At 43.8% G+C, this 20,332-nt stretch carries 16 protein-coding genes; 15 read left to right on the forward strand and 1 reads right to left on the reverse strand.

Features of this window, described 5'->3' with window-relative positions; genetic code table 11:
* Positions 1–322: 322 nt before the first annotated feature.
* The 12 genes from glgB to budA all read left to right on the forward strand — a co-directional run bounded on the left by glgB (position 323) and on the right by budA (position 14,912).
* A complete protein-coding gene (gene glgB / locus PAN94_RS05445; RefSeq protein ID WP_285875039.1) occupies positions 323–2,236 on the forward strand; it encodes a 1,4-alpha-glucan branching protein GlgB in 1,914 nt (637 codons plus the stop codon).
* 3 nt (positions 2,237–2,239) lie between these two features.
* Positions 2,240–3,382, forward strand: a complete 1,143-nt coding sequence (locus tag PAN94_RS05450) for a glucose-1-phosphate adenylyltransferase (RefSeq protein ID WP_045496498.1) — start codon at positions 2,240–2,242, stop codon at positions 3,380–3,382.
* Positions 3,372–4,511, forward strand: coding sequence for a glucose-1-phosphate adenylyltransferase subunit GlgD (gene glgD / locus PAN94_RS05455; RefSeq protein ID WP_285875040.1), 1,140 nt, complete (start codon positions 3,372–3,374; stop codon positions 4,509–4,511). Before PAN94_RS05450 ends, glgD begins: the two co-directional genes overlap by 11 nt.
* Positions 4,508–5,938, forward strand: a complete 1,431-nt coding sequence (gene glgA / locus PAN94_RS05460) for a glycogen synthase GlgA (protein WP_285875041.1) — start codon at positions 4,508–4,510, stop codon at positions 5,936–5,938. Before glgD ends, glgA begins: the two co-directional genes overlap by 4 nt.
* A gap of 133 nt (positions 5,939–6,071) precedes the next feature.
* The gene (locus tag PAN94_RS05465) at positions 6,072–8,468 is read left to right on the forward strand and encodes a glycogen/starch/alpha-glucan phosphorylase (RefSeq protein ID WP_285875042.1); all 2,397 of its coding nucleotides are present in this window, start codon (positions 6,072–6,074) and stop codon (positions 8,466–8,468) included.
* Positions 8,469–8,611: 143 nt separating this feature from the next.
* Positions 8,612–9,112 (forward strand): phosphatase PAP2 family protein, encoded by a 501-nt coding sequence (locus PAN94_RS05470; protein WP_148887994.1) that lies wholly within the window; start codon positions 8,612–8,614, stop codon positions 9,110–9,112.
* Positions 9,113–9,261: 149 nt separating this feature from the next.
* Positions 9,262–10,203, forward strand: a complete 942-nt coding sequence (gene manA / locus PAN94_RS05475; protein WP_285875043.1) for a mannose-6-phosphate isomerase, class I — start codon at positions 9,262–9,264, stop codon at positions 10,201–10,203.
* A gap of 191 nt (positions 10,204–10,394) precedes the next feature.
* Positions 10,395–11,564, forward strand: a complete 1,170-nt coding sequence (locus PAN94_RS05480; protein WP_285875044.1) for an AI-2E family transporter — start codon at positions 10,395–10,397, stop codon at positions 11,562–11,564.
* Positions 11,557–12,786 (forward strand): tetratricopeptide repeat protein, encoded by a 1,230-nt coding sequence (locus PAN94_RS05485; protein WP_285875045.1) that lies wholly within the window; start codon positions 11,557–11,559, stop codon positions 12,784–12,786. Before PAN94_RS05480 ends, PAN94_RS05485 begins: the two co-directional genes overlap by 8 nt.
* Positions 12,787–12,863: 77 nt before the next feature.
* Positions 12,864–13,169, forward strand: coding sequence for a DUF4298 domain-containing protein (locus PAN94_RS05490; protein WP_125381370.1), 306 nt, complete (start codon positions 12,864–12,866; stop codon positions 13,167–13,169).
* Positions 13,170–13,328: 159 nt separating this feature from the next.
* Positions 13,329–14,078: a PHP domain-containing protein gene (locus PAN94_RS05495; RefSeq protein WP_285875046.1), complete on the forward strand. Its 750-nt coding sequence runs from the start codon at positions 13,329–13,331 to the stop codon at positions 14,076–14,078.
* A gap of 114 nt (positions 14,079–14,192) precedes the next feature.
* Positions 14,193–14,912, forward strand: coding sequence for an acetolactate decarboxylase (gene budA / locus PAN94_RS05500; protein WP_061910878.1), 720 nt, complete (start codon positions 14,193–14,195; stop codon positions 14,910–14,912).
* Positions 14,913–15,079: 167 nt separating this feature from the next.
* Here the strand turns inward: budA and fbpA are convergent, their stop codons facing one another.
* Positions 15,080–16,729: an Rqc2 family fibronectin-binding protein FbpA gene (gene fbpA / locus PAN94_RS05505; protein ID WP_285875047.1), complete on the reverse strand. Its 1,650-nt coding sequence runs from the start codon at positions 16,727–16,729 to the stop codon at positions 15,080–15,082.
* A gap of 531 nt (positions 16,730–17,260) precedes the next feature.
* Between fbpA and trpX the strand changes: the two genes are divergently transcribed.
* The 3 genes from trpX (at position 17,261) to PAN94_RS05520 (ending at position 20,310) form a co-directional block, all read left to right on the forward strand.
* On the forward strand, positions 17,261–18,268 hold the full coding sequence (trpX, locus tag PAN94_RS05510; RefSeq protein ID WP_125371023.1) for a tryptophan ABC transporter substrate-binding protein: 1,008 nt from the start codon (positions 17,261–17,263) through the stop codon (positions 18,266–18,268).
* 312 nt (positions 18,269–18,580) lie between these two features.
* The gene (pheS, locus tag PAN94_RS05515) at positions 18,581–19,627 is read left to right on the forward strand and encodes a phenylalanine--tRNA ligase subunit alpha (RefSeq protein WP_285875048.1); all 1,047 of its coding nucleotides are present in this window, start codon (positions 18,581–18,583) and stop codon (positions 19,625–19,627) included.
* A gap of 170 nt (positions 19,628–19,797) precedes the next feature.
* Entirely contained in the window at positions 19,798–20,310 is a 513-nt protein-coding gene (locus PAN94_RS05520; protein WP_285875049.1) for a GNAT family N-acetyltransferase, read from the forward strand.
* The last annotated feature ends 22 nt before the right edge of the window (positions 20,311–20,332 follow it).

Consider the following 20,332-nt stretch of genomic DNA (forward strand, 5'->3'; position numbering starts at 1 on the left):
GAACAATATAAAAATAAGCAAGCGTTTATATTTTTGATTACTTATCATTTTAAAATGTAAATTTACATATTGGTCTATACAATTATCAGCTATTTTATCTCTAATCCGATTGATTTTTATATCAAATGATTCAGGTAAAAGCCTTTAGAATCAGTATCTCATGAGATCTTCTTCAACGATCTATTGATATAGCAATTCATTCTTTTGAAGAAATTGGGCTTTTGAAATTTTTGAGATAGTTTTTGGAAATTTACTTGAAAAATATAAGAAAATGGAGTAAAATAGAAACATAGAAAACGTTTACAAATAGAAAGGTGACTAAATGGACAAAAAAGAAGCATTAAGAACCTTTACAACAGGTGAAAACTTTCATTTGCAGCATTATTTGGGAGTGCATCAGGATGTGGTGGATGGCAAGGCTGGCTACACCTTTAGAGTCTGGGCTCCCAATGCGCAGAATGTGCATCTGATTGGAGATTTCACCAATTGGTATGGAGAGCAGATTCCTATGACTCGCAATGAAGGCGGTGTATGGGAAGTCTTCACGGATTTGCCTAAGGAAGGAGATATTTACAAGTACAATATCAAACGCAGTAGTGGTCAGGAAATCTTGAAAATTGATCCGCTGGCTATTTATTTAGAAGAGCGCCCAGGGACAGGAGCTATTGTTCGGACTATTCCAGAGAAGAAGTGGCAAGATGGACTTTGGCTGGCTCGGAGAAAGCGTTGGGGCTTTTTCTCAAGACCGGTCAATATCTATGAAGTACACGCTGGCTCTTGGAAACGAAATCCTGACGGCAGTCCATATTCTATGGCTCAGCTTAAGGAGGAGTTGATTCCTTATCTGGTAGAAATGAACTACACGCACGTTGAGTTCATGCCGCTCATGGCCCATCCTTTGGGACTCAGCTGGGGCTACCAGCTTATGGGTTACTTTGCCTTTGAACATACTTATGGAACGCCAGAGGAATTTCAAGACTTTGTCGAAGAATGTCACTTGAATAATATTGGTGTCATTGTGGACTGGGTTCCGGGTCACTTTACCATCAATGACGATGCCTTGGCCTACTATGATGGAACACCAACCTTTGAGTACCAGGATCATGACCGAGCTCACAACTATGGCTGGGGCGCCTTGAATTTTGACCTAGGAAAAAATGAAGTGCAATCTTTCTTGATTTCTAGTATCAAATTCTGGATTGATTTCTACCATCTAGATGGGGTTCGTGTGGATGCAGTTAGCAACATGCTCTACCTAGACTACGATAGTGGTCCTTGGCAGCCAAACAAGGATGGCGGTAATCGTAACTATGAAGGCTACTATTTCTTGCAACGTTTGAACACAGTCATCAAGCTATTTCATCCAGAAGTTATGATGATTGCTGAAGAGAGCTCGTCCGAAACCAAGATTACGGGTATGAGAGAAATGGGCGGTTTGGGCTTTGACTTCAAGTGGAATATGGGCTGGATGAACGATATTCTCCGTTTCTATGAAGAAGACCCGATTTATCGCAAGTACGATTTTAATCTGGTGACCTTCAGCTTTATGTATGCTTTTTCTGAAAATTTCCTCTTGCCTTTCTCTCACGACGAAGTCGTTCATGGTAAGAAGAGCATGATGCATAAGATGTGGGGTGACCGCTACAATCAATTTGCTGGTCTACGCAACCTCTTGACCTATCAAATCTGCCATCCAGGCAAGAAACTGCTCTTTATGGGTTCAGAATTTGGTCAATTCCTAGAGTGGAAGTCAGAAGAGCAGCTGGAATGGTCAAATCTGGACGATCAGATGAACAAGCAGATGCAGAGCTTCACTTCGGCCCTCAACGCCTTTTATCGAGACAATCGTCCGCTTTGGGAGATTGATTTGAGCTACGATGGCATCGAAATCATTGATGCTGACAATACCGATCAGAGCGTCCTTTCCTTTATTCGTAAGACGGAAAAAGGAGATATGCTGGTCTGTGTGTTCAATATGGTGCCAGTAGAGCGCAAAAACTTTACCATTGGTGTGCCAGTGGAAGCCATTTATGAAGAAGTATGGAATACTGAATTAGAGAAATGGGGAGGTGTTTGGAAGGAACACAACGAAACAGTTCAGTCTCAAGAGGGACTATGGAAAGATTATCCGCAGACCTTGACCTTTACGCTACCAGCTTTGGGAGCAAGTATTTGGAAAATCAAGCGTCGTGTGAATGTTCGTAAAAATGCTAAAAAAGATTCCACAAAGGAGTAGGATATGAAGAATGAAATGCTAGCTTTGATTCTTGCCGGTGGGCAAGGAACTCGTCTTGGAAAGCTCACACAAAGTATTGCAAAACCAGCAGTACAGTTTGGTGGTCGTTATCGTATTATTGATTTTGCGCTGTCAAACTGTGCTAACTCTGGGATCAACAATGTCGGTGTGATTACCCAGTACCAACCACTTGCTTTGAACAGCCATATCGGGAATGGTTCAAGCTGGGGCTTGGATGGTATCAATACAGGTGTATCCATTCTTCAGCCTTACTCTGCCAGTGAAGGAAATCGTTGGTTTGAGGGAACTAGCCACGCTATTTTCCAAAACATCGACTATATCGACAGTATCAATCCTGAATATGTTTTAATCCTATCTGGTGACCATATCTACAAGATGGACTACGATGATATGCTCCAATCCCACAAGGATAACAGCGCTAGTTTGACGGTTGCTGTCTTAGATGTGCCTCTCAAGGAGGCTAGCCGTTTTGGTATCATGAATACCGATGCCAACAATCGAATCGTTGAATTTGAAGAAAAACCAGAAAATCCTAAATCAACCAAGGCTTCTATGGGAATCTATATCTTTGACTGGCAACGTCTCCGCAATATGCTGATTGCTGCTGAAAAGAGCAATGTCGATATGTCCGACTTTGGTAAAAATGTTATCCCTAACTATCTTGAATCTGGCGAAAGTGTTTATGCTTATGAATTTAACGGCTACTGGAAAGACGTTGGTACGATTGAGTCACTTTGGGAAGCGAACATGGAATACATTAGTCCAGAAAATGCTTTAGACAGTCGTGATCGTCAGTGGAAAATTTACTCACGTAACTTGATTTCACCACCAAACTACCTTGGTGCAAATGCTCATGTTGAAGATTCTTTGGTAGTTGACGGCTGTTTTGTGGACGGAACTGTTAAGCATTCTATTCTTTCAACAGGCGCTCAAGTTCGTGAGGGTGCAGAAGTCACTGATTCTGTCATTATGAGTGGCGCTATTATCGGCCAGGGAGCTAAGATTAAACGTGCGATCATTGGTGAGGGCGCTGTTATTTCTGATGGTGTAGAGATTGACGGAACAGATGAAGTGCAAGTAGTCGGATATAATGAAAAAGTGGGGGTACCAACAGATGAAGATTGATAAATATTCAGCGATTTTAGGAAATACGGTCGGTTTCCACGACATGTCAACCTTAACAGAACATCGTCCAGTTGCCAGTTTGCCATTTGGTGGGAAATACCGTTTGATTGACTTCCCACTGTCTAGTCTTGCTAATGCTGGTGTTCGTAGCGTCTTTGGTATCTTCCAACAAGACAATATCAGCTCTGTCTTTGACCATATTCGTTCAGGTCGTGAGTGGGGCTTGTCTACACTTTTGAGTCACTACTATCTAGGAATTTACAATACTCGTGTAGAAAGCAGCACAGTTGGTAAGGAATATTATGAACAGTTGCTGACTTACCTGAAGCGTTCAGGCTCTAACCAAACTGTAGCCCTAAACTGTGATGTGTTGATCAACATTGACCTAAATCAGGTCTTCCACTTACATAACACAACCCAGCAACCGATGACAGTGGTTTACAAGAAATTGCCATCTAAGGACATTTCAGATGTGAATGCGGTGCTACAAATCAGTGAAACTGACCATGTCCTAGGTCATAAGCTGCATAGTGAAAAAGACGAGGGCGAACTCTTTAATATGTCTACAGATATTTTTGTAGTAGATACGCCGTGGTTAATTGAAAAGTTGGAAGAAGAAGCGCAAAAAGAATTCCCACAAAAGCTACGCTATGTTCTTCGAGACTTGGCAGCTGAAGTTGGAGCTTTTGCTTACGAGTACACAGGCTATCTAGCAAATATCTACTCTGTTGGTTCATATTATAAAGCTAACCTTGACATGCTTGAACAGAAGAAATTCTATTCTCTCTTCTCGCCAAATCACAAGATTTATACAAAGGTGAAAAACGAAGAGCCGACTTACTATGCAACAGGATCAAAAGTAAATCGCTCTCAGTTTGCGTCAGGTAGTATTGTAGAAGGTGAAGTTGTAAACTCTGTTATCTCGCGGAATACAAGAATTTTAGCGGGTAGCAGTGTCAAAGACAGTCTCCTCTTCCCACGCGTTGTCGTTGGAAAAAATGCAGTGGTAGAATATGCAATTGTGGACAAGGGCGTTGAGATTGCTGAAGGAGTTGTCGTTCGAGGTACAGCTGAACATCCAGTTGTACTGAAGAAAGGTCAAAAAGTTACAGAGGACATCGTTTCATGAAAATTTTATTTGTAGCAGCAGAAGGGGCACCTTTTTCAAAGACGGGTGGTTTGGGGGACGTTATCGGCGCCCTCCCCAAATCCTTGGTCAAAGCTGGTCATGAAGTTGGGGTTATTCTGCCCTATTATGACATGACGGATGCTAAATTTGGTGATCAAGTTGAAGACCTCTTCTCTTTTGAAGTCAGTGTCGGCTGGCGTCGGGAGTATGTCGGTGTCAAAAAGATTGAGTTGGAAGGTGTCAGCTTCTACTTTATCGATAATCAGCATTATTTCTTCCGTGGACATGTCTATGGTGATTTTGATGACGGTGAACGTTTTGCTTATTTCCAATTAGCAGCAATTGAGCTGATGGAGCGCATTGACTTTATTCCAGATGTTCTCCATGCGCACGACTACCATACGGCTATGATTCCTTTCTTGGTCAAGGAAAAATACCGCTGGATTCAGGCCTATAACAACATCAAGACAGTACTGACGATTCATAATTTAGAGTTTCAGGGGCAATTTCCGGATAGCATGCTTTGGGAACTCTTTGGTGTCGGCTATGAACGTTATGCGGACGGGACTCTCCGCTGGAATGACTGCCTTAACTGGATGAAGGCGGGTATTCTCTATGCGGACCGCGTGACAACTGTTTCACCGAGCTATGCCAACGAAATTCGGACAGCTGAGTTTGGCTGCGGTCTGGATCAGATTCTTCGGATGGAGTCAGGCAAGCTGGTCGGTATTGTCAATGGTATCGATACAGATATCTACAATCCAGAAACAGATAAATTGCTGGCTTACCACTTTAATAAAGATGATTTGACTGGGAAATTGGAAAACAAACGAGCTCTTCAAGCAAAAGTCGGCTTGCCAGTTCGGGATGATGTTCCTGTCGTTGGTATCGTCTCTCGATTGACACGTCAAAAAGGTTTTGATTTGGTGGTGGAAGAGTTGCATAATCTGCTTCAGGAAGATGTGCAAATTGTGCTACTTGGAACAGGTGACCCTGCATTTGAGCGGGCCTTCGCTTGGTTTGGCCAGGCTTATCCTGAAAAATTGTCCGCTAATATCCTTTTTGATGTTACTCTGGCTCAGGAAATCTATGCGGCTAGTGATATTTTCCTCATGCCGAGTCGCTTTGAACCTTGCGGTCTGTCGCAGATGATGTCCATGCGCTACGGGACACTGCCACTGGTTCATGAGGTTGGTGGTTTGCGTGATACGGTTGAACCTTTCAATGTCTATAGTGGACAGGGAACAGGCTTTAGCTTCAATAACTTCTCTGGTTATTGGCTAACATGGACTTTCAAAGAAGCCCTCAATCTTTACTGGCATGACCAAGAAACTTGGCATAGTCTGCAAATACAGGCGATGGAAAGAGATTTCTCTTGGGATACAGCCAGTCGAGCATATAGTGATTTATATGAGTCACTGCTCTAGAATATTGCATTAGAACAGCAATCCTCTCTTGTTTCTAACAAGAGAGGATTTGTCGGGTAAGTGGTCTTTCTCATGTTGACATCTTATCCAGACGGATGCTTTTCCCTAAAAGAAAGGAAGTTGATTGGTAAAAATGGAATTAAATAAAGAACAGTTTATCCGAGATTTCAAGGATACTTTGCACGAAAGACAGCTGATTAAGATTGCGGATGCTACACCTGCCGAGCTTTTTCAAGCCCTCGCTAGTACCATTCGTAAATATATTACGCCACTGTGGCTGGAGCGCCGCAATAAACTCGTGGAACAGCAGCAAAAAACAGCCTATTATTTCTCAATTGAGTTTCTGCCGGGACGTATGCTGGAAACCAACCTGCTCAATTTAGGTATTCTTGATACGGTCAAGGAAAGCTTTGCTGAGTTAGGAGTTGACTTTGAGGATGTAAAAAATGCTGAGCACGACATGGCTTTGGGAAATGGGGGCCTTGGTCGCTTGGCAGCAGCCTTCATGGACTCGCTAGCTACAACGGGCTATCCAGGATTTGGAAATGGGATTCGCTATCGCTACGGTCTTTTCAAGCAGAGAATCGTGAATGGCTATCAGGTCGAGATTCCAGATGATTGGTTTGGCAGTCTGGGCAATGTCTGGGAAACCCGTAAGGATCACGGCATTGTGGATGTTAAAATCTTTGGAAATGTCTACCTTCGTGCCAATGAAGAAGGCCGCATTGTGCCGGTTTATGAGCATTCTAAAACTTTGCGTGCTGTGCCTTATGACGTGCCTCAGATTGGCTTTGGCAATGATAATATCAACAATCTCCGTCTTTGGGATGTTGAAATCCCAGAAGAATATGAGTTGGACTATCCAACCATTGAAGCCCGTCGACGGGTGCAGGATATCACTGCCATTCTCTATCCAGACGACTCTAGTTACAAAGGAAAAGAACTGCGTCTGATTCAGGAATACTTTATGACCAGTGCGGGTTTGCAGACTATTATCAAGTCTTACCTCAAGCAAGGTCGTCCGCTCAAGGGTATTCATGAGAAGGTTTCCGTCCATATCAACGATACTCACCCAGCAGTAGCGCCAGCTGAGTTTATGCGCCTTTTGCTGGATGATTATGGTCTCGAGTGGGCAGATGCTTGGAATGCGACGGTTAAAACTATGAGCTACACCAACCACACCATTCTGTCTGAAGCTTTGGAAAAATGGGATACTGAGCTCTTTAAGAATGTCCTGCCTCGGGTTTATCAGATTATCCTAGAAATTGACAACCGCTATGTAGCTGAAATGGCTGGACGCGGTATCGATCCACAGGTCATCGAAAACACTCGGATCGTCAAGGACAATCAAGTCCACATGGCTCACTTGGCTATCATCGGTGGTCATTCAATCAATGGTGTTGCCAAACTCCACACAGAACTGCTTAAAGAAGACACCTTGCGTGATTTCTACAGTATTTACCCAGAGAAGTTTAATAACAAAACCAACGGGATTATCCAGCGCCGCTGGCTGCAGATTGCGGACCAGCCTCTGTCATCTGAGATTGATAAGTTGATTGGTAAGGGCTGGAGAAGTGATATCCATGAGCTGCGCAAGCTTTTGGAATTTAAGGATGATCAGCAAGTGTTGGGTGATTTCTATCGAGTGAAGCAGGAAGCCAAGGCTCGTCTGGCTGACTTTATCAAGGAATCAACAGGAGTGGAAGTCTCTACAGAAGCCATCTTTGATGTCCAGGTGAAACGCCTCCACGCCTACAAGCGTCAGCTGCTCAACCTGCTTCATATCATCAAGCTTTACTGGGACCTCAAGGACAATCCTGATAAGGATATGGTGCCACGCGTCTTTATCTTCGGTGCCAAGGCTGCTCCAGGCTACCACTTTGCCAAGTCGGTCATTAAGCTGATCAATGAAGTAGCCAATCTGGTCAACAAGGATGAAAGCCTGCAAGGCAAACTCAAGGTTGTCTTCCTAGAAAACTACCGTGTCAGCCTAGCTGAGCTCATCATTCCTGCGGCAGATGTATCAGAGCAGATTTCTCTGGCTTCCAAGGAAGCTTCTGGTACTTCCAATATGAAGTTTATGATGACAGGTGCCATTACCCTGGCTACACTGGACGGAGCCAATATCGAAATCAAGGACGAGGTCGGTGACGACAATATTGTCATCTTTGGGATGGACAAGGACCAAGTTTACGAGCACTATGCCCGCCACGATTACTACTCACGCGGTGTCTATGAAAGCAATCCAGATATTCGCCGAGTGGTCGATACCTTTGTCAACGGCACCATTCCAAACGTCCGTGAAGAAGGCTCTGAGATCTACGAAGCCCTTATCACCCACAATGACGAATACTTCCTCTTGGAAGACTTCCACTCCTATGTAGAAGCTCAAGAGAAGATTGATGCCCTCTATCGTGACAAAGAAAAATGGGCCCGCATGAGTTTGATTAACATCGCTACATCCGACAAGTTTACTTCAGATGATACCATTGAGCAATATGCCAAGGAAATCTGGAACTTGGAGAAATAAACCTCTTCGGAAAATATGAACACTAAGAGATTGGGGCCTGGTTCTCAGTCTCTTTTGCTATCCATCTACCATCCTGTCTAGAAATATGCTATAGTAGAGAAAGTATGAGAATTCAACTTTTTAAAAAAGCAGGGTAAGCAAGTATGAGAGACTATGAGATTTTTTATCAACAATTAACAGCTTCCTTTCGCAGTCGTCCTAGGATAGTGAAAGGAATGGCCTATTTTAATAGGGGGATGACTGTTTTTATGCCTCTGGTGTATGGTCTGATTCTGGTTTGTGCCTTTCTGACGGAAGGTTGGAAAGGGCTGCTTGCTTTTTTTCTCCTGCCAGCTATCGGATTTGGTCTCTTGTCAGCGATTCGTAAACAGCTGAATCAAGCACGTCCTTACGAAAAATGGGCTATTCAACCCTTGCTGGTCAAGGATACATCGGGCAAGTCCATGCCTAGCCGCCATGTCTTTTCGGCTACAGTGATTTCCATGTGCCTGCTCTACTTTTTCTGGTTGCCGGGACTTATCTGCCTCTTGCTTTCAGCGGGGTTGGCTACAGTGCGCGTGATTGGCGGAGTGCACTATCCAAAGGATGTGGTGATAGGATACCTTTGCGGCATTTGCTGGGGAGCTTTAATCTTTTTATTATAAATGTCTGGCGAGAGCCAGATTTTTCTTTGTAAAGTAAATTGAGGAGTAGACAAAGTGCCCGAGTCTATATTATAATGTAAGCAGTACCAAACTTTTATCATCAAGGATTGCCAGATTTTGGATGATGAAAAATATGTAAGGAGACTATTATGTCAGAACCGTTATTTCTAGAGTCTGTGATGCAGGAGAAAATTTGGGGCGGCACTAAGCTGCGTGATGTTTTTGGCTATGAAATCCCCAGCGACCATGTGGGCGAGTATTGGGCAATTTCGGCTCATCCAAACGGTGTCTCAACCGTCAAGAATGGTCGTTTTGCAGGTCAGAAGCTAGATGCTCTCTATGCTGAACACCGTGAGCTCTTTGGCAATCGTCCAGAGCCTGTCTTTCCACTTTTGACGAAGATTTTGGATGCCAATGACTGGCTCAGCGTTCAGGTTCATCCAGATGATGCCTATGGACTAGAGCACGAAGGAGAGCTTGGCAAGACTGAATGCTGGTATGTTATCGCTGCAGACGAAGGGGCAGAGATTGTCTACGGTCACAATGCCCAGAGCAAGGAAGAATTGCGCCAGCAAATCGAGAGCAAGGACTGGGATCATCTTTTGACCAAAATTCCGGTCAAGGCTGGTGACTTTTTCTATGTGCCAAGTGGCACCATGCATGCCATAGGCTCAGGGATTCTGATTTTAGAAACTCAGCAGTCCAGTGACACGACCTACCGTGTCTATGACTTTGATCGTAAGGACGATGCTGGTAATCTTCGTGAGCTGCATTTGGAGCAATCGATTGATGTTCTGACTATCGGCGAGCCTGCTAATAGTCGTCCCGTTACCCTTCAGGCTGACGATTTGACCTCTACTCTGTTGGTGGCCAATGACTTCTTTGCTGTTTACAAGTGGGACATTGCTGGTTCTGTTGAATTTAAAAAGACAGTAGATTACAGCTTGTTCAGTATCTTGGAAGGTGCTGGTGAGTTAACAGTGGATGGACTAGTGTATCCAATCAAAAAAGGATCTCATTTCATCCTACCGAGCGATGTTACAGAATGGACCTTGTCTGGCGACTTACAACTGATTGTCAGCCATCCATAGTGAGAAAAACACATAGACCGAGTGACCATCTCGGTCTATTTGTTTTTATTTTTGTAGAATGAATAGAGAAAACAGGACTTTAACTTCAATCGGTGAAAAAGTCCGATAAATGAGGCATTTCATCATGGTTGCTTGAAGAATTTTTTTTTGAAAAATGGTACAATGAAATGGAATATCCAAAGGAGTTGAATATGGAACATAAAGAAAAAGATTTTAGTTTATCCTGGTTTTTTAGATGGTTCTTGGATAATAAGGCCATTACCGTATTTTTGGTGACCTTGCTCATCGGTTTGAACATTTTTATTCTTAGCAAAATTAGCTTTATTTTTACACCGGTGATTGAGTTTATTGGTGTTATCATGTTGCCAGTGATTTTGGCTGGACTACTTTACTATCTGCTCAACCCCATTGTCGACTGGATGGAAAAGCGCAAGATTAATCGCGTGGCTGGGATTACAATTGTCTTTGTCTTGATTGGCGTTTTGATTGTGTGGGGCTTGGCGGTTGCTATTCCTAACTTGCAGCATCAGATAGTGAGTTTTTCAAAAAATGTTCCTGCCTATCTCAAGCAAGCCAATAAAATGATTGATGATGTTTTGACCAATCATATTTCAGATGATTTGAAGCCACAAATCGAGCAAGTTACGAATAAGCTATCGACCCAGATTACTTCATGGGCCAGCAATTTTTCATCTAAGGCAGTCAATTGGGCTAGCAATTTGATTAGTACGGCTTCACAAATCATTGTGGCTATTATCATCATGCCTTTTATTCTTTTCTATTTATTGCGCGACGCGAAGAATCTCAAAGGTTATGTGGTTCAGTTCTTGCCAACGAAATTCCGCGAGTCATTTGGTCAGGTTATGACGGATGTCAATACCCAGCTGGCCAATTATGTTCGTGGTCAGGTGACCGTAGCGATTATTGTGGCCTTTATGTTTATGATTCTTTTCAAGATTATCGGCTTGCGGTACGGTGTGACTCTAGCGGTTGTGGCAGGAGTTTTGAACTTGGTGCCTTATCTGGGAAGCTTCCTTGCTATGTTGCCGGCTTTGGTTCTTGGATTGATTGCTGGTCCGATCATGCTGTTGAAAGTCATTATCGTCTTTATCGTGGAGCAGACTATTGAGGGGCGCTTCGTGTCTCCATTGATCTTGGGAAGTCAATTAAGCATCCATCCGATTACGATTTTATTTGTTTTGCTGACTTCAGGAACCATGTTTGGTATCTGGGGCGTCTTGCTGGGAATTCCAGCTTATGCGTCAGCCAAAGTTGCCATCACAGCGCTCTTTAAGTGGTACAAGAAGGTCAGCGGTTTGTATGAAGAAAGTGTTCAAGAATTAGGAGAAGGCAGTGAGTAAGAGTGAACAAATGTTAACAGCCCTGCAAAATCAAGATTTAGCACAGGCTGAAAAGTATTTTGAAGAGGCTTTGAACCAAGATTCCAATCAAGAGTTATTAGAATTAGCCGATTACTTAGAAAGTATCGGCTTTTTCCCTCAAGCCAAGCGAATTTATGAAAAATTAGCTCCGCTCTTTCCGGAATCCTATATCAGTCTGGCAACGATTGCTGCTGACGATGGTGATTTGGAGGACGCCTTTGCCTATTTAGAGGAAATTGACTTAGAAAGTGAATGGTATGTGGCCGCTCTCTTGGCCAAGGCTGACCTCTATCAGCTAGAGGGACTGCCAGATGTGGCACGGGAGAAATTGCTAGAAGCTGCCAAACTGTCAGACGACCCTTTGGTGACTTTTGGTTTAGCAGAAATTGAGTTTGAATTGGAAAATTTTGCCCAGGCCATCAAGGAATATGCCCAGCTAGATAATCGCTCTATCTACGAGCAGACAGGCGTGTCCACCTACCAGCGTATTGGCCTTTGCTATGCCAGTCTGGGGAAAATCGAAGCAGCCATTGAATTTTTGGAAAAAGCTGTTGAGCTGGAGTACGACGAAGAGACGGTCTATGAATTAGCAGCTATCTTGTATGAGCAAGAGGAGTACCAAAAAGCTAATTTGTACTTCAAGCAGCTGGATACGATTTCGCCAGATTTTGAAGGCTATGAGTATGCCTACGCGCAGTCTCTCCATGCGGAGCATAAGACGGAGGAAGCTTTGGCGATGGCAGAGCAAGGTTTGACCAAAAATCCTTTCGAGACTCGCCTCTTGCTTCTGGCTTCCCAACTATCTTACGAACTGCATGATGTGGAAAAATCTGAAAACTACTTGCTGGCAGCTCAGGAAAATGCAGATGATTTAGAGGAAATTGCTCTACGTTTGACCAATCTCTATCTGGAGCAGGAACGCTACGATGAGGTTTTAGCTTTTGAGGAACAAGATCTAGACAATGTCTTGACTCGCTGGAATCTGGCACGTGCTTATCAGGCCTTGGAAAATCTGGAAAAAGCTGGGGAGCTTTACCAGGAACTGGAAACTGACTTGCAGGAAAATCCTGAATTTTTGGAAGAATATGTTTATCTCTTACGCGAATTAGGGCGTGTGGAAGAAGCTAAAATACAGGCTGGTAAGTATCTGCGTTTGGTTCCAGATGATACTGCTATGGCCGATTTATACGAAAGTTTGTAAAGTTTTCTTGGAAAATCTCTTGCGTTAGTAGCTTTCCGTGCGAACACGATAGTTTGATTAAAGAAGGAGTGGAGATAATGTCCCAATTGAAACGAATCCAAGAAATGGAAGAGCATTTGAATAAATACGCTCAGGCTCTGGCTGCAGCTCAATCTGCTTTGGCTGTGCTGGAGGCCAGCCAGAAGAATTATATTCATCTCCGAGATTATTACACCAGCCAAGTTTTCTTTGACGATTTGGAATTTTCCAATCGACCAGACTTTCCTGAGAATGTGGCCTGCGGCGTTTTGAGCGAAGATGCTGTTTATGACCTCATGGGAGAGCACTTTGAGACAGCGCTGCAGCTGCTAGACCTATCCAGTGCCATGCTGAAAGAAAGGTAAAGGCCTAGGAGGATTTTTGAAATAAAATGACTTCTATCGAAAGGCTAGAGCATGGACAACGTCAACGAAAGGATCGGAAATGTGGGAAATATAAAACAAGGGCCGACCAACCGTTGACATTATTAAAGGAACACAAGATTTGCAGAAAGGCGGACCAGCATGCGCGACAACCATCTTCATACCTATTTTTCCTATGATTCTGAGGCGGATTTTTCTGACTATCTGGACCATTATGAGGGCGAGATTATCACCACCGAGCACTATGACCTGTCCAATCCCTACCCTCACCAAGCTGCCTCGCCCCATGATGATGTGCCTGACTATGCGGCCTATTCAGCAAAAATAGCAGAGCTAAACCAGCAATATGGCAACCGCATCAAAAAGGGGATTGAAATTGGTTACTATGCTCCGCGTAAGGCTGATATTTTAGCATTCCTAGCCTATAAGGAATACGACCTGAAACTCCTATCTGTCCACCACAATGGCAGTTTTGACTATCTGGAAGAGCCAGTCTTGCAGCTGGACAAGATGGAGTTAATTCCCCGCTACCTGAGAGAGCTAGAAGAGGCAATCGAGGCTGTTCCGGCGGATGTCCTAGCCCACTTTGACTATGGCTTTCGGAAATTCGACCTTACCGTAGAGGAGTTAAAAACTTTTGAACCGCAGCTGCGACAGCTTTTTCAAAAGATGAGTGATCATGGTTTGGCCTTTGAACTCAACTGCAAGTCTATGTATCTCTACGGTCATGAAGATCTCTATATCTACGCTCTTGGTCTGGTCAAGGAGCTGGGTGGTCAGCGCTTTTCAGTTGGCTCCGATGGTCACAAGCTGGAGCATTTTCGACTTAAGTTTGACCGTGTGGCTCAAATCCTAGCTGATGCCGGTATTGAGGAAAGTCAGCTGATTTAGGTATCCCGTGCGGTTTTTCAAACTTCCATTAAACGATTTTTTTGAATTTCGACCAGAATATGATATACTTAATTATCTTAGAAAATACAGAAGTTTATTGATATAGGAGAAAAAATGGCAGAGCCAGTGAAATTATTTCAGTATAACACCCTAGGAGCTTTGATGGCTGGACTTTATGGTGGGAGCATGACGATTGGGGAGCTCCTGAAATACGGCGATTTAGGGATTGGTACACTGGATTCCATTGATGGGGAGTTGATTGTTCTTGATGGTAAGGCCTATCAGGCTAAGGGATCTGGCAATGTGCCTGAAGTTGTAGAGGTTTCAGATGATGTAACAGTGCCCTACGCTGCGGTTGTTCCCCATCAAGCGGAGGTCATTTTCCGCCAACGCTTCGAAATGACAGATGAAGAGCTGGAAAAGCGAATTGAATCCTATTACGATGGGGAAAATCTATTCCGCTCCATCAAGATTCATGGAGAATTTTCCCACATGCATGTGCGAATGATTCCAAAATCGACTTCAGAGAAGAAGTTTGCTGAGGTGGCCGTGAGTCAGCCTGAGTACCATGCGGACAATGTTTCTGGAACTATTGTTGGCTTTTGGACACCCGAAATTTTCCACGGTGTCAGTGTAGCCGGCTATCATCTTCACTTTATTTCAGACGACCATACCTTTGGTGGTCACGTTATGGACTTTGTTATCAAGGAAGGGATTGTGGAGCTAGGTGCTGTCGATCAGTTGGATCAACGTTTCCCAGTTCAAGACCGTAAGTTCCTCTTTGCAAAATTCAATGTCGATGAAGTAAGATCGGACATGGACAAGGTTGAGTAGTCAATTACTGTGACAATTGTCTACTTCTGATAAAAAAAGAGGCTAGGACTCTGCTGTCCCAACCTCTGAAAGATAACTAGATTTTTAGATTTAGTAAGTTTGAGGAGTCTTGGCTCCTCTTTTATTTTTCAATATCCGCCAAATCCATATTTTAGAAACTGATTAGTTTATATTTTCATGCTTTTAATCTTTTCTTCATCTGGTGTGACACGCAGGGTTTTCTGGCCTGTATAGGTGACAAATCCGGGCTTGCCGCCAGTTGGTTTGTTGAGTTTTCTGACTTCAATCATGTCCACTTGGACCAGATTGGAGAGTCTGGCCTTGGAAAAGTAGGCCGCTAGCTCGGCAGCGTCTGTCTTGACCTCATCGCTAGGCTGAAGATTGCCTGTGATGACCACATGACTGCCTGGAATATCCTTGGCGTGAAACCAAAGCTCGTCCTTCTTGGTCATCTTAAATGTCAGCTCGTCATTTTGTAGATTGTTGCGGCCAACCAGGATAATGGTTTGGCCATCTGTTGCCAGATATTTCTCCGGTTTCTGCCTTTTCTGGATTTTCTCTCTTTGGCGTCGGCGGATAAAGCCAGTCTGGATTAGTTCCTCCCGAATTTCTGCAATTTCAGTCAGGCTGGCCTGTGCAAGGGATGTTTCTACGCTCTCTAGGTAGAGAATTGTAGCCCGAGTCTCTTCAATCAAGCTGGTCAAGTGTTTGACAGCTTCCTTGAGCTTCTGGTAACGTTTGAAATAGCGCTGGGCATTTTGGTTGGGAGTCAGGGCTTTGTCGAGCGAGATGATAATCTTCTCACCTGTGTAGTAATTGTCCAGCTCTACCTGATCCTGATCGTTGGGCACTTGATGGAGAAAGGTAGTTAAGAGCTCCCCTTTTTGGCGGAATTCTTCTGCATTCTCCGTTGCTAGGAGCTCTTCCCCTTGCTTGACCAGCTTTTTTCGGTTCTTTTCCAACTCATTTTCTACTCGGCGGATGAGCTCGCTGGCTTGCTGATTGACGCGATCTCGCTCAGCCTTGTCCTTGTAGAAAGTGTCCAAAAGCTCGGATAGCGTGGACATTTGGGTCTTGCTGTCGGAAAATAGCAGAGCAGAGAAGGATTTTTCGGTCAGGCTTGGCTTAGTCGGGCTGGCAAAGAAGGCTCGGAAAGTTTTGAGCTTGTCAGCTGTCAGACGACCACTGAGCTCAGTGGCCGTATCCCGCCCCAATCCCTGAAAAATTTGCTGCAGGCGTTTGGGCTCTATGTCTTCAGTATGTAAGATTTCAAAGAGCTTTTCATCACCCACAGTGAAAGGATTGAGACTGCCAGTCTGAGGTGGTGCGACATAGGTTGAGCCCGGCAGGATAGTGCGATAGCTATTCTGAGAAAATCCGACGTGTTTGATGGCTTCAGTAATCTTACCGCTAGATTTGTCCAAGAGAATGATATTGCTATGCTTGCCCATGATTTCGATGACAAGAGTCACAGCCACGCTGTCACCGATTTCGTTCTTATTGGAGACGCTGATTTCCAAAATCCGATCATTTTCCACCTGCTGGATTGCTTCAATGACAGCGCCCTGCAGGTATTTGCGCATGACCATAATAAAGGTATTGGGAACAGCTGGATTTTCAAACGTGGTATCTGTCAGCTGGACGCGCCCAAAGACTGAGTGGGCTGATAGGAGCAGCTTGTGGCTTTGGCGGTTGCTGCGAATCTGTAAAACCAACTCTTTCTCAAAGGGCTGATTAATCTTCTGAATACGGCCGCCCAGCAATTCGCGGCGGAGCTCCTCAGTCATGTGGTGTAAAAAAAATCCGTCGAAAGACATGCTTTTCTCCTTGAAACTTGCTAAAGAAGATTATAACAAAAAACCAAGCCAAAAGCTTCTAAAGTCTCATCAAAAAGAAATTTATTTTTTTCAATGATTATCGATATAAACAAAAACCGAACATTTTACAAAAATTTTCAAAAAAGCCTTGACATCCCTTCAAGAAAAATTTACAATATAGGAAATTAGAAAAGTAGTAGATGCATTTGTTTTTAGCGAGCTTGTGGTTGGTGGAAATGAGCAGCAAATCTTTACGAAATTGGGCTAATTGATAAATATGAATTTGAAACAATAAGAATTCGGTGTGCACACCTTACAGTGCAGCTTGTTTGATGACAAGACAGAGATATGGGGAAATATTAGCTATTTTTCCATAATTGAGGTGGCACCGCGATTTACGCCCTCACACAGAATACCTGTGTGAGGTTTTTTGTTGCTTATTATAAGAAATAAGGAGAAATGTCCATGTTTAAACGATGGCGTCCCTAGGGATTGAATAGAAAAAATGAAATAAAGAAATGGAGAAAAAATATGAAAAATAAACGTTTAATGACTATTTTAGGCCTTTTGGCTATTTTGGTAATCGGTGGGATGGCTTATTCCAGCTTGAGCGGAAAGAGCAACGGATCTAAGACTGACGACGATAGTAAGACAGTCAAGGTTGGTGTCTTGCAATATGTCAGCCACCCTTCGCTTGATTTGATTTACAAGGGGATTCAGGACGGTCTAGCCGAGGAAGGCTACAAGGGCGACAAGATTAAGATTGACTTTATGAATGCTGAGGGAGATCAGAGCAAGGTTTCTACCATGAGTAAGCAGCTGGTGTCCAATGACAATGATGTGCTGATTGGGATTGCGACTCCGTCTGCGCAAGGCTTGGCTGCGGCTACTAAGGACAAGCCTATCGTCATGGGAGCTATCACAGATCCAGTCGGAGCAAATCTAGTGAAAAATCTGGAAAAGCCAGGTGGTAATATCACAGGTGTTTCTGACCACAATCCAGCTAAGCAACAACTAGAGTTGATTAAAAAATTAACGCCAAATGTGAAAACAATCGGTGCCCTCTATTCTAGCAGTGAAGACAACTCTAAAGCTCAGGTAGAAGAGTTCAAAAAATTGGCTGAAGAGGCAGGCTTTAAGGTAGAGGAATACTCTGTTCCTTCAACCAATGAGATTGCTTCAACCATGAATGTCATGACTGGTAAGGTTGATGCTATCTGGATTCCAATTGACAATACCATTGCGTCAGCATTTGCGACAGTTGTGTCCAGCAATAAAGAAGCTAAGAAACCGATTTATCCAAGTGCGACAGCCATGGTAGAAGAAGGCGGTCTTGCCTCTGTCGTTGTAGACCAGTATGACCTCGGTGTTGCGACAGGTAAAATGGCTGCTAAAGTCCTTAAAGGTGCCAAGCCTGCTGATACTGCAGTAGATATTTTTGATAAAGGTAAATCTGTTATCAATACTAAAAATGCCAAAGAACTCGGTATCACTGTACCAGAAGATGCTCTCAAAGAAGCAGGACAAGTGATTAAATAGAAAGAAAGGGAGTCTGTTGTTTGACAGGCTTCTTTTTCTTCTTGTAAATTCTATAACTGAGCTTGCGAAATGTTTAGAAATCTGTTAGAATGAATTATAATTGAATAGCAATCCGCAAGACCAGTAACCTAGGGGAAGTTTGACAGGGAGGGGAGCCAGCGACTGAGAGCTCTCTAGATGAAAGCTAGGCGAATTCACTTGCTTTAGGATTGGTAATTAAGGTCTGGCTTGCCAGATAAAAAACGGATGGTACCGCGTGTCAACGCTCCGCTTCGGTGTGAGTTAGACCGCGGTTTTTATTTTGGAGGAACTATGTCAACAATTGAAGAACGATTGCAGAGTCTGCGTGAGGAAACTTTAGCTCAATTGCAGACCATTACTCTGGAAAATGCTAAGGATATGCAGGAGCTGAAAGTATCTGTCCTAGGGAAAAAAGGAAGTCTTACTGAGATTCTCAAAGGGATGAAGGATGTTTCCGCTGAGATGCGTCCTATTATCGGGAAGCACGTTAATGAAGCACGAGATGTGCTGAATGCAGCCTTTGAAGAAGCAGCTCAAATCTTGGAAGAGCAGAAAGTCGCAGCCCAGTTGGCCAATGATGCCTTGGATGTGACCCTGCCTGGACGTAAGATTCCGGCTGGAAATCGCCATATCTTGACCCAAACGAGTGAAGAAATCGAAGATATCTTTATCGGTATGGGCTATCAGGTTGTGGATGGTTTCGAGGTTGAGTCAGACTACTACAACTTTGAGCGGATGAACCTGCCTAAAGATCACCCTGCGCGGGATATGCAGGATACCTTCTACATCACAGAAGAGATCCTCTTGCGTACTCACACATCTCCTGTCCAAGCTCGTGCCATGGATGCCCATGACTTTAGCCAAGGGCCACTCAAGATGATCTCTCCAGGACGTGTTTTCCGTCGCGATACAGACGATGCGACTCACTCTCACCAGTTTCACCAGATTGAAGGTCTGGTCGTAGGGGAAAATATCTCTATGGCTGATTTGCAAGGAACCTTGCAGCTGATTATTCAAAAAATGTTTGGTGCGGATCGTGAGATTCGTCTGCGTCCATCTTACTTCCCATTCACAGAGCCATCTGTCGAAGTGGACGTATCTTGCTTTAAGTGTGGTGGTGCCGGCTGTAATGTCTGCAAGAAGACTGGCTGGATCGAAATCATGGGAGCCGGAATGGTGCACCCAAGTGTCTTGGAAATGAGTGGCATTGATTCAGAGAAATATTCTGGCTTTGCCTTTGGTCTCGGTCAAGAGCGGGTGGCTATGCTTCGCTACGGTATCAATGATATTCGTGGCTTTTACCAAGGCGATGTGCGCTTTTCAGAGCAATTTAAATAAATAAGAATCTTAGAATAGGGCTTGATTTGAACAATCCCGTCACGACAAGCCTGATTAGCAATGTTTGCGGACTTGAAATGCGTGGCAAAAGTGCTCGTTAGTTTAGTTGAATATAAGAAATTTATAGATGGGAATATCGCTTACAGCTACTTCTGGGAAAGGAGTGCCCTATGTTAGTTAGAGTTCGGCCAGAGGATCTGGATATTTTGCGGGACTTGGAAGTGCAGACCTACCAAGAAACTTTTGGTCCATTCATCAAACAGGCAGATTTAGAGCATTATTTTGCCCACGAGCTGGCGCATGAAAGGCTGGAGCAGGAGCTGGCCAATCCTGAGTCTGAGCATTATTTTGTGCTGGACAAGGAGCAAAAGATCGCTGGTTTTCTCAAGTTTAACTGGGGTCAGGCTCAGACAGAGCAGGAATTGGAAGATTCCTTTGAAATTCAACGGATTTATGTACTTGCCTCCCATCAGGGACTTGGCTTGGGCAAGGAAATGTTTGAATTTGCCTTAGAAGAAGCCCCAAAACGTGGCTTTAGCTGGGCTTGGCTAGGTGTTTGGGAAAGAAATTTTAAGGCGCAGAATTTTTACTTTAAATATGGCTTTGAAAGATTTAGCCAGCATGAATATATCACTGGTGACACAGTCGATATTGACTGGCTTTTAAGGAAGAAATTAAACTAAAAAGACGATAACATCGCTGTTT

Origin of the sequence: Streptococcus sp. SC1, assembly GCF_030272855.1 — a bacterium.
In the GTDB taxonomy this organism is placed as follows: Bacteria; Bacillota; Bacilli; order Lactobacillales; family Streptococcaceae; genus Streptococcus.

Bases quoted from the DNA above. Each gene is read 5' to 3' on its own strand.
- glgA (WP_285875041.1), top strand. From the start codon at position 4,508: ATGAAAATTTTATTTGTAGCAGCAGAAGGGGCACCTTTTTCAAAGACG.
- glgD (WP_285875040.1), top strand. From the start codon at position 3,372: ATGAAGATTGATAAATATTCAGCGATTTTAGGAAATACGGTCGGTTTC.
- PAN94_RS05520 (WP_285875049.1), top strand. From the start codon at position 19,798: ATGTTAGTTAGAGTTCGGCCAGAGGATCTGGATATTTTGCGGGACTTG.
- fbpA (WP_285875047.1), bottom strand. From the start codon at position 16,729: ATGTCTTTCGACGGATTTTTTTTACACCACATGACTGAGGAGCTCCGC.
- glgB (WP_285875039.1), top strand. From the start codon at position 323: ATGGACAAAAAAGAAGCATTAAGAACCTTTACAACAGGTGAAAACTTT.
- PAN94_RS05495 (WP_285875046.1), top strand. From the start codon at position 13,329: ATGCGCGACAACCATCTTCATACCTATTTTTCCTATGATTCTGAGGCG.
- manA (WP_285875043.1), top strand. From the start codon at position 9,262: ATGTCAGAACCGTTATTTCTAGAGTCTGTGATGCAGGAGAAAATTTGG.
- budA (WP_061910878.1), top strand. From the start codon at position 14,193: ATGGCAGAGCCAGTGAAATTATTTCAGTATAACACCCTAGGAGCTTTG.
- pheS (WP_285875048.1), top strand. From the start codon at position 18,581: ATGTCAACAATTGAAGAACGATTGCAGAGTCTGCGTGAGGAAACTTTA.
- PAN94_RS05450 (WP_045496498.1), top strand. From the start codon at position 2,240: ATGAAGAATGAAATGCTAGCTTTGATTCTTGCCGGTGGGCAAGGAACT.
- PAN94_RS05490 (WP_125381370.1), top strand. From the start codon at position 12,864: ATGTCCCAATTGAAACGAATCCAAGAAATGGAAGAGCATTTGAATAAA.
- PAN94_RS05465 (WP_285875042.1), top strand. From the start codon at position 6,072: ATGGAATTAAATAAAGAACAGTTTATCCGAGATTTCAAGGATACTTTG.
- PAN94_RS05480 (WP_285875044.1), top strand. From the start codon at position 10,395: ATGGAACATAAAGAAAAAGATTTTAGTTTATCCTGGTTTTTTAGATGG.
- PAN94_RS05470 (WP_148887994.1), top strand. From the start codon at position 8,612: ATGAGAGACTATGAGATTTTTTATCAACAATTAACAGCTTCCTTTCGC.
- trpX (WP_125371023.1), top strand. From the start codon at position 17,261: ATGAAAAATAAACGTTTAATGACTATTTTAGGCCTTTTGGCTATTTTG.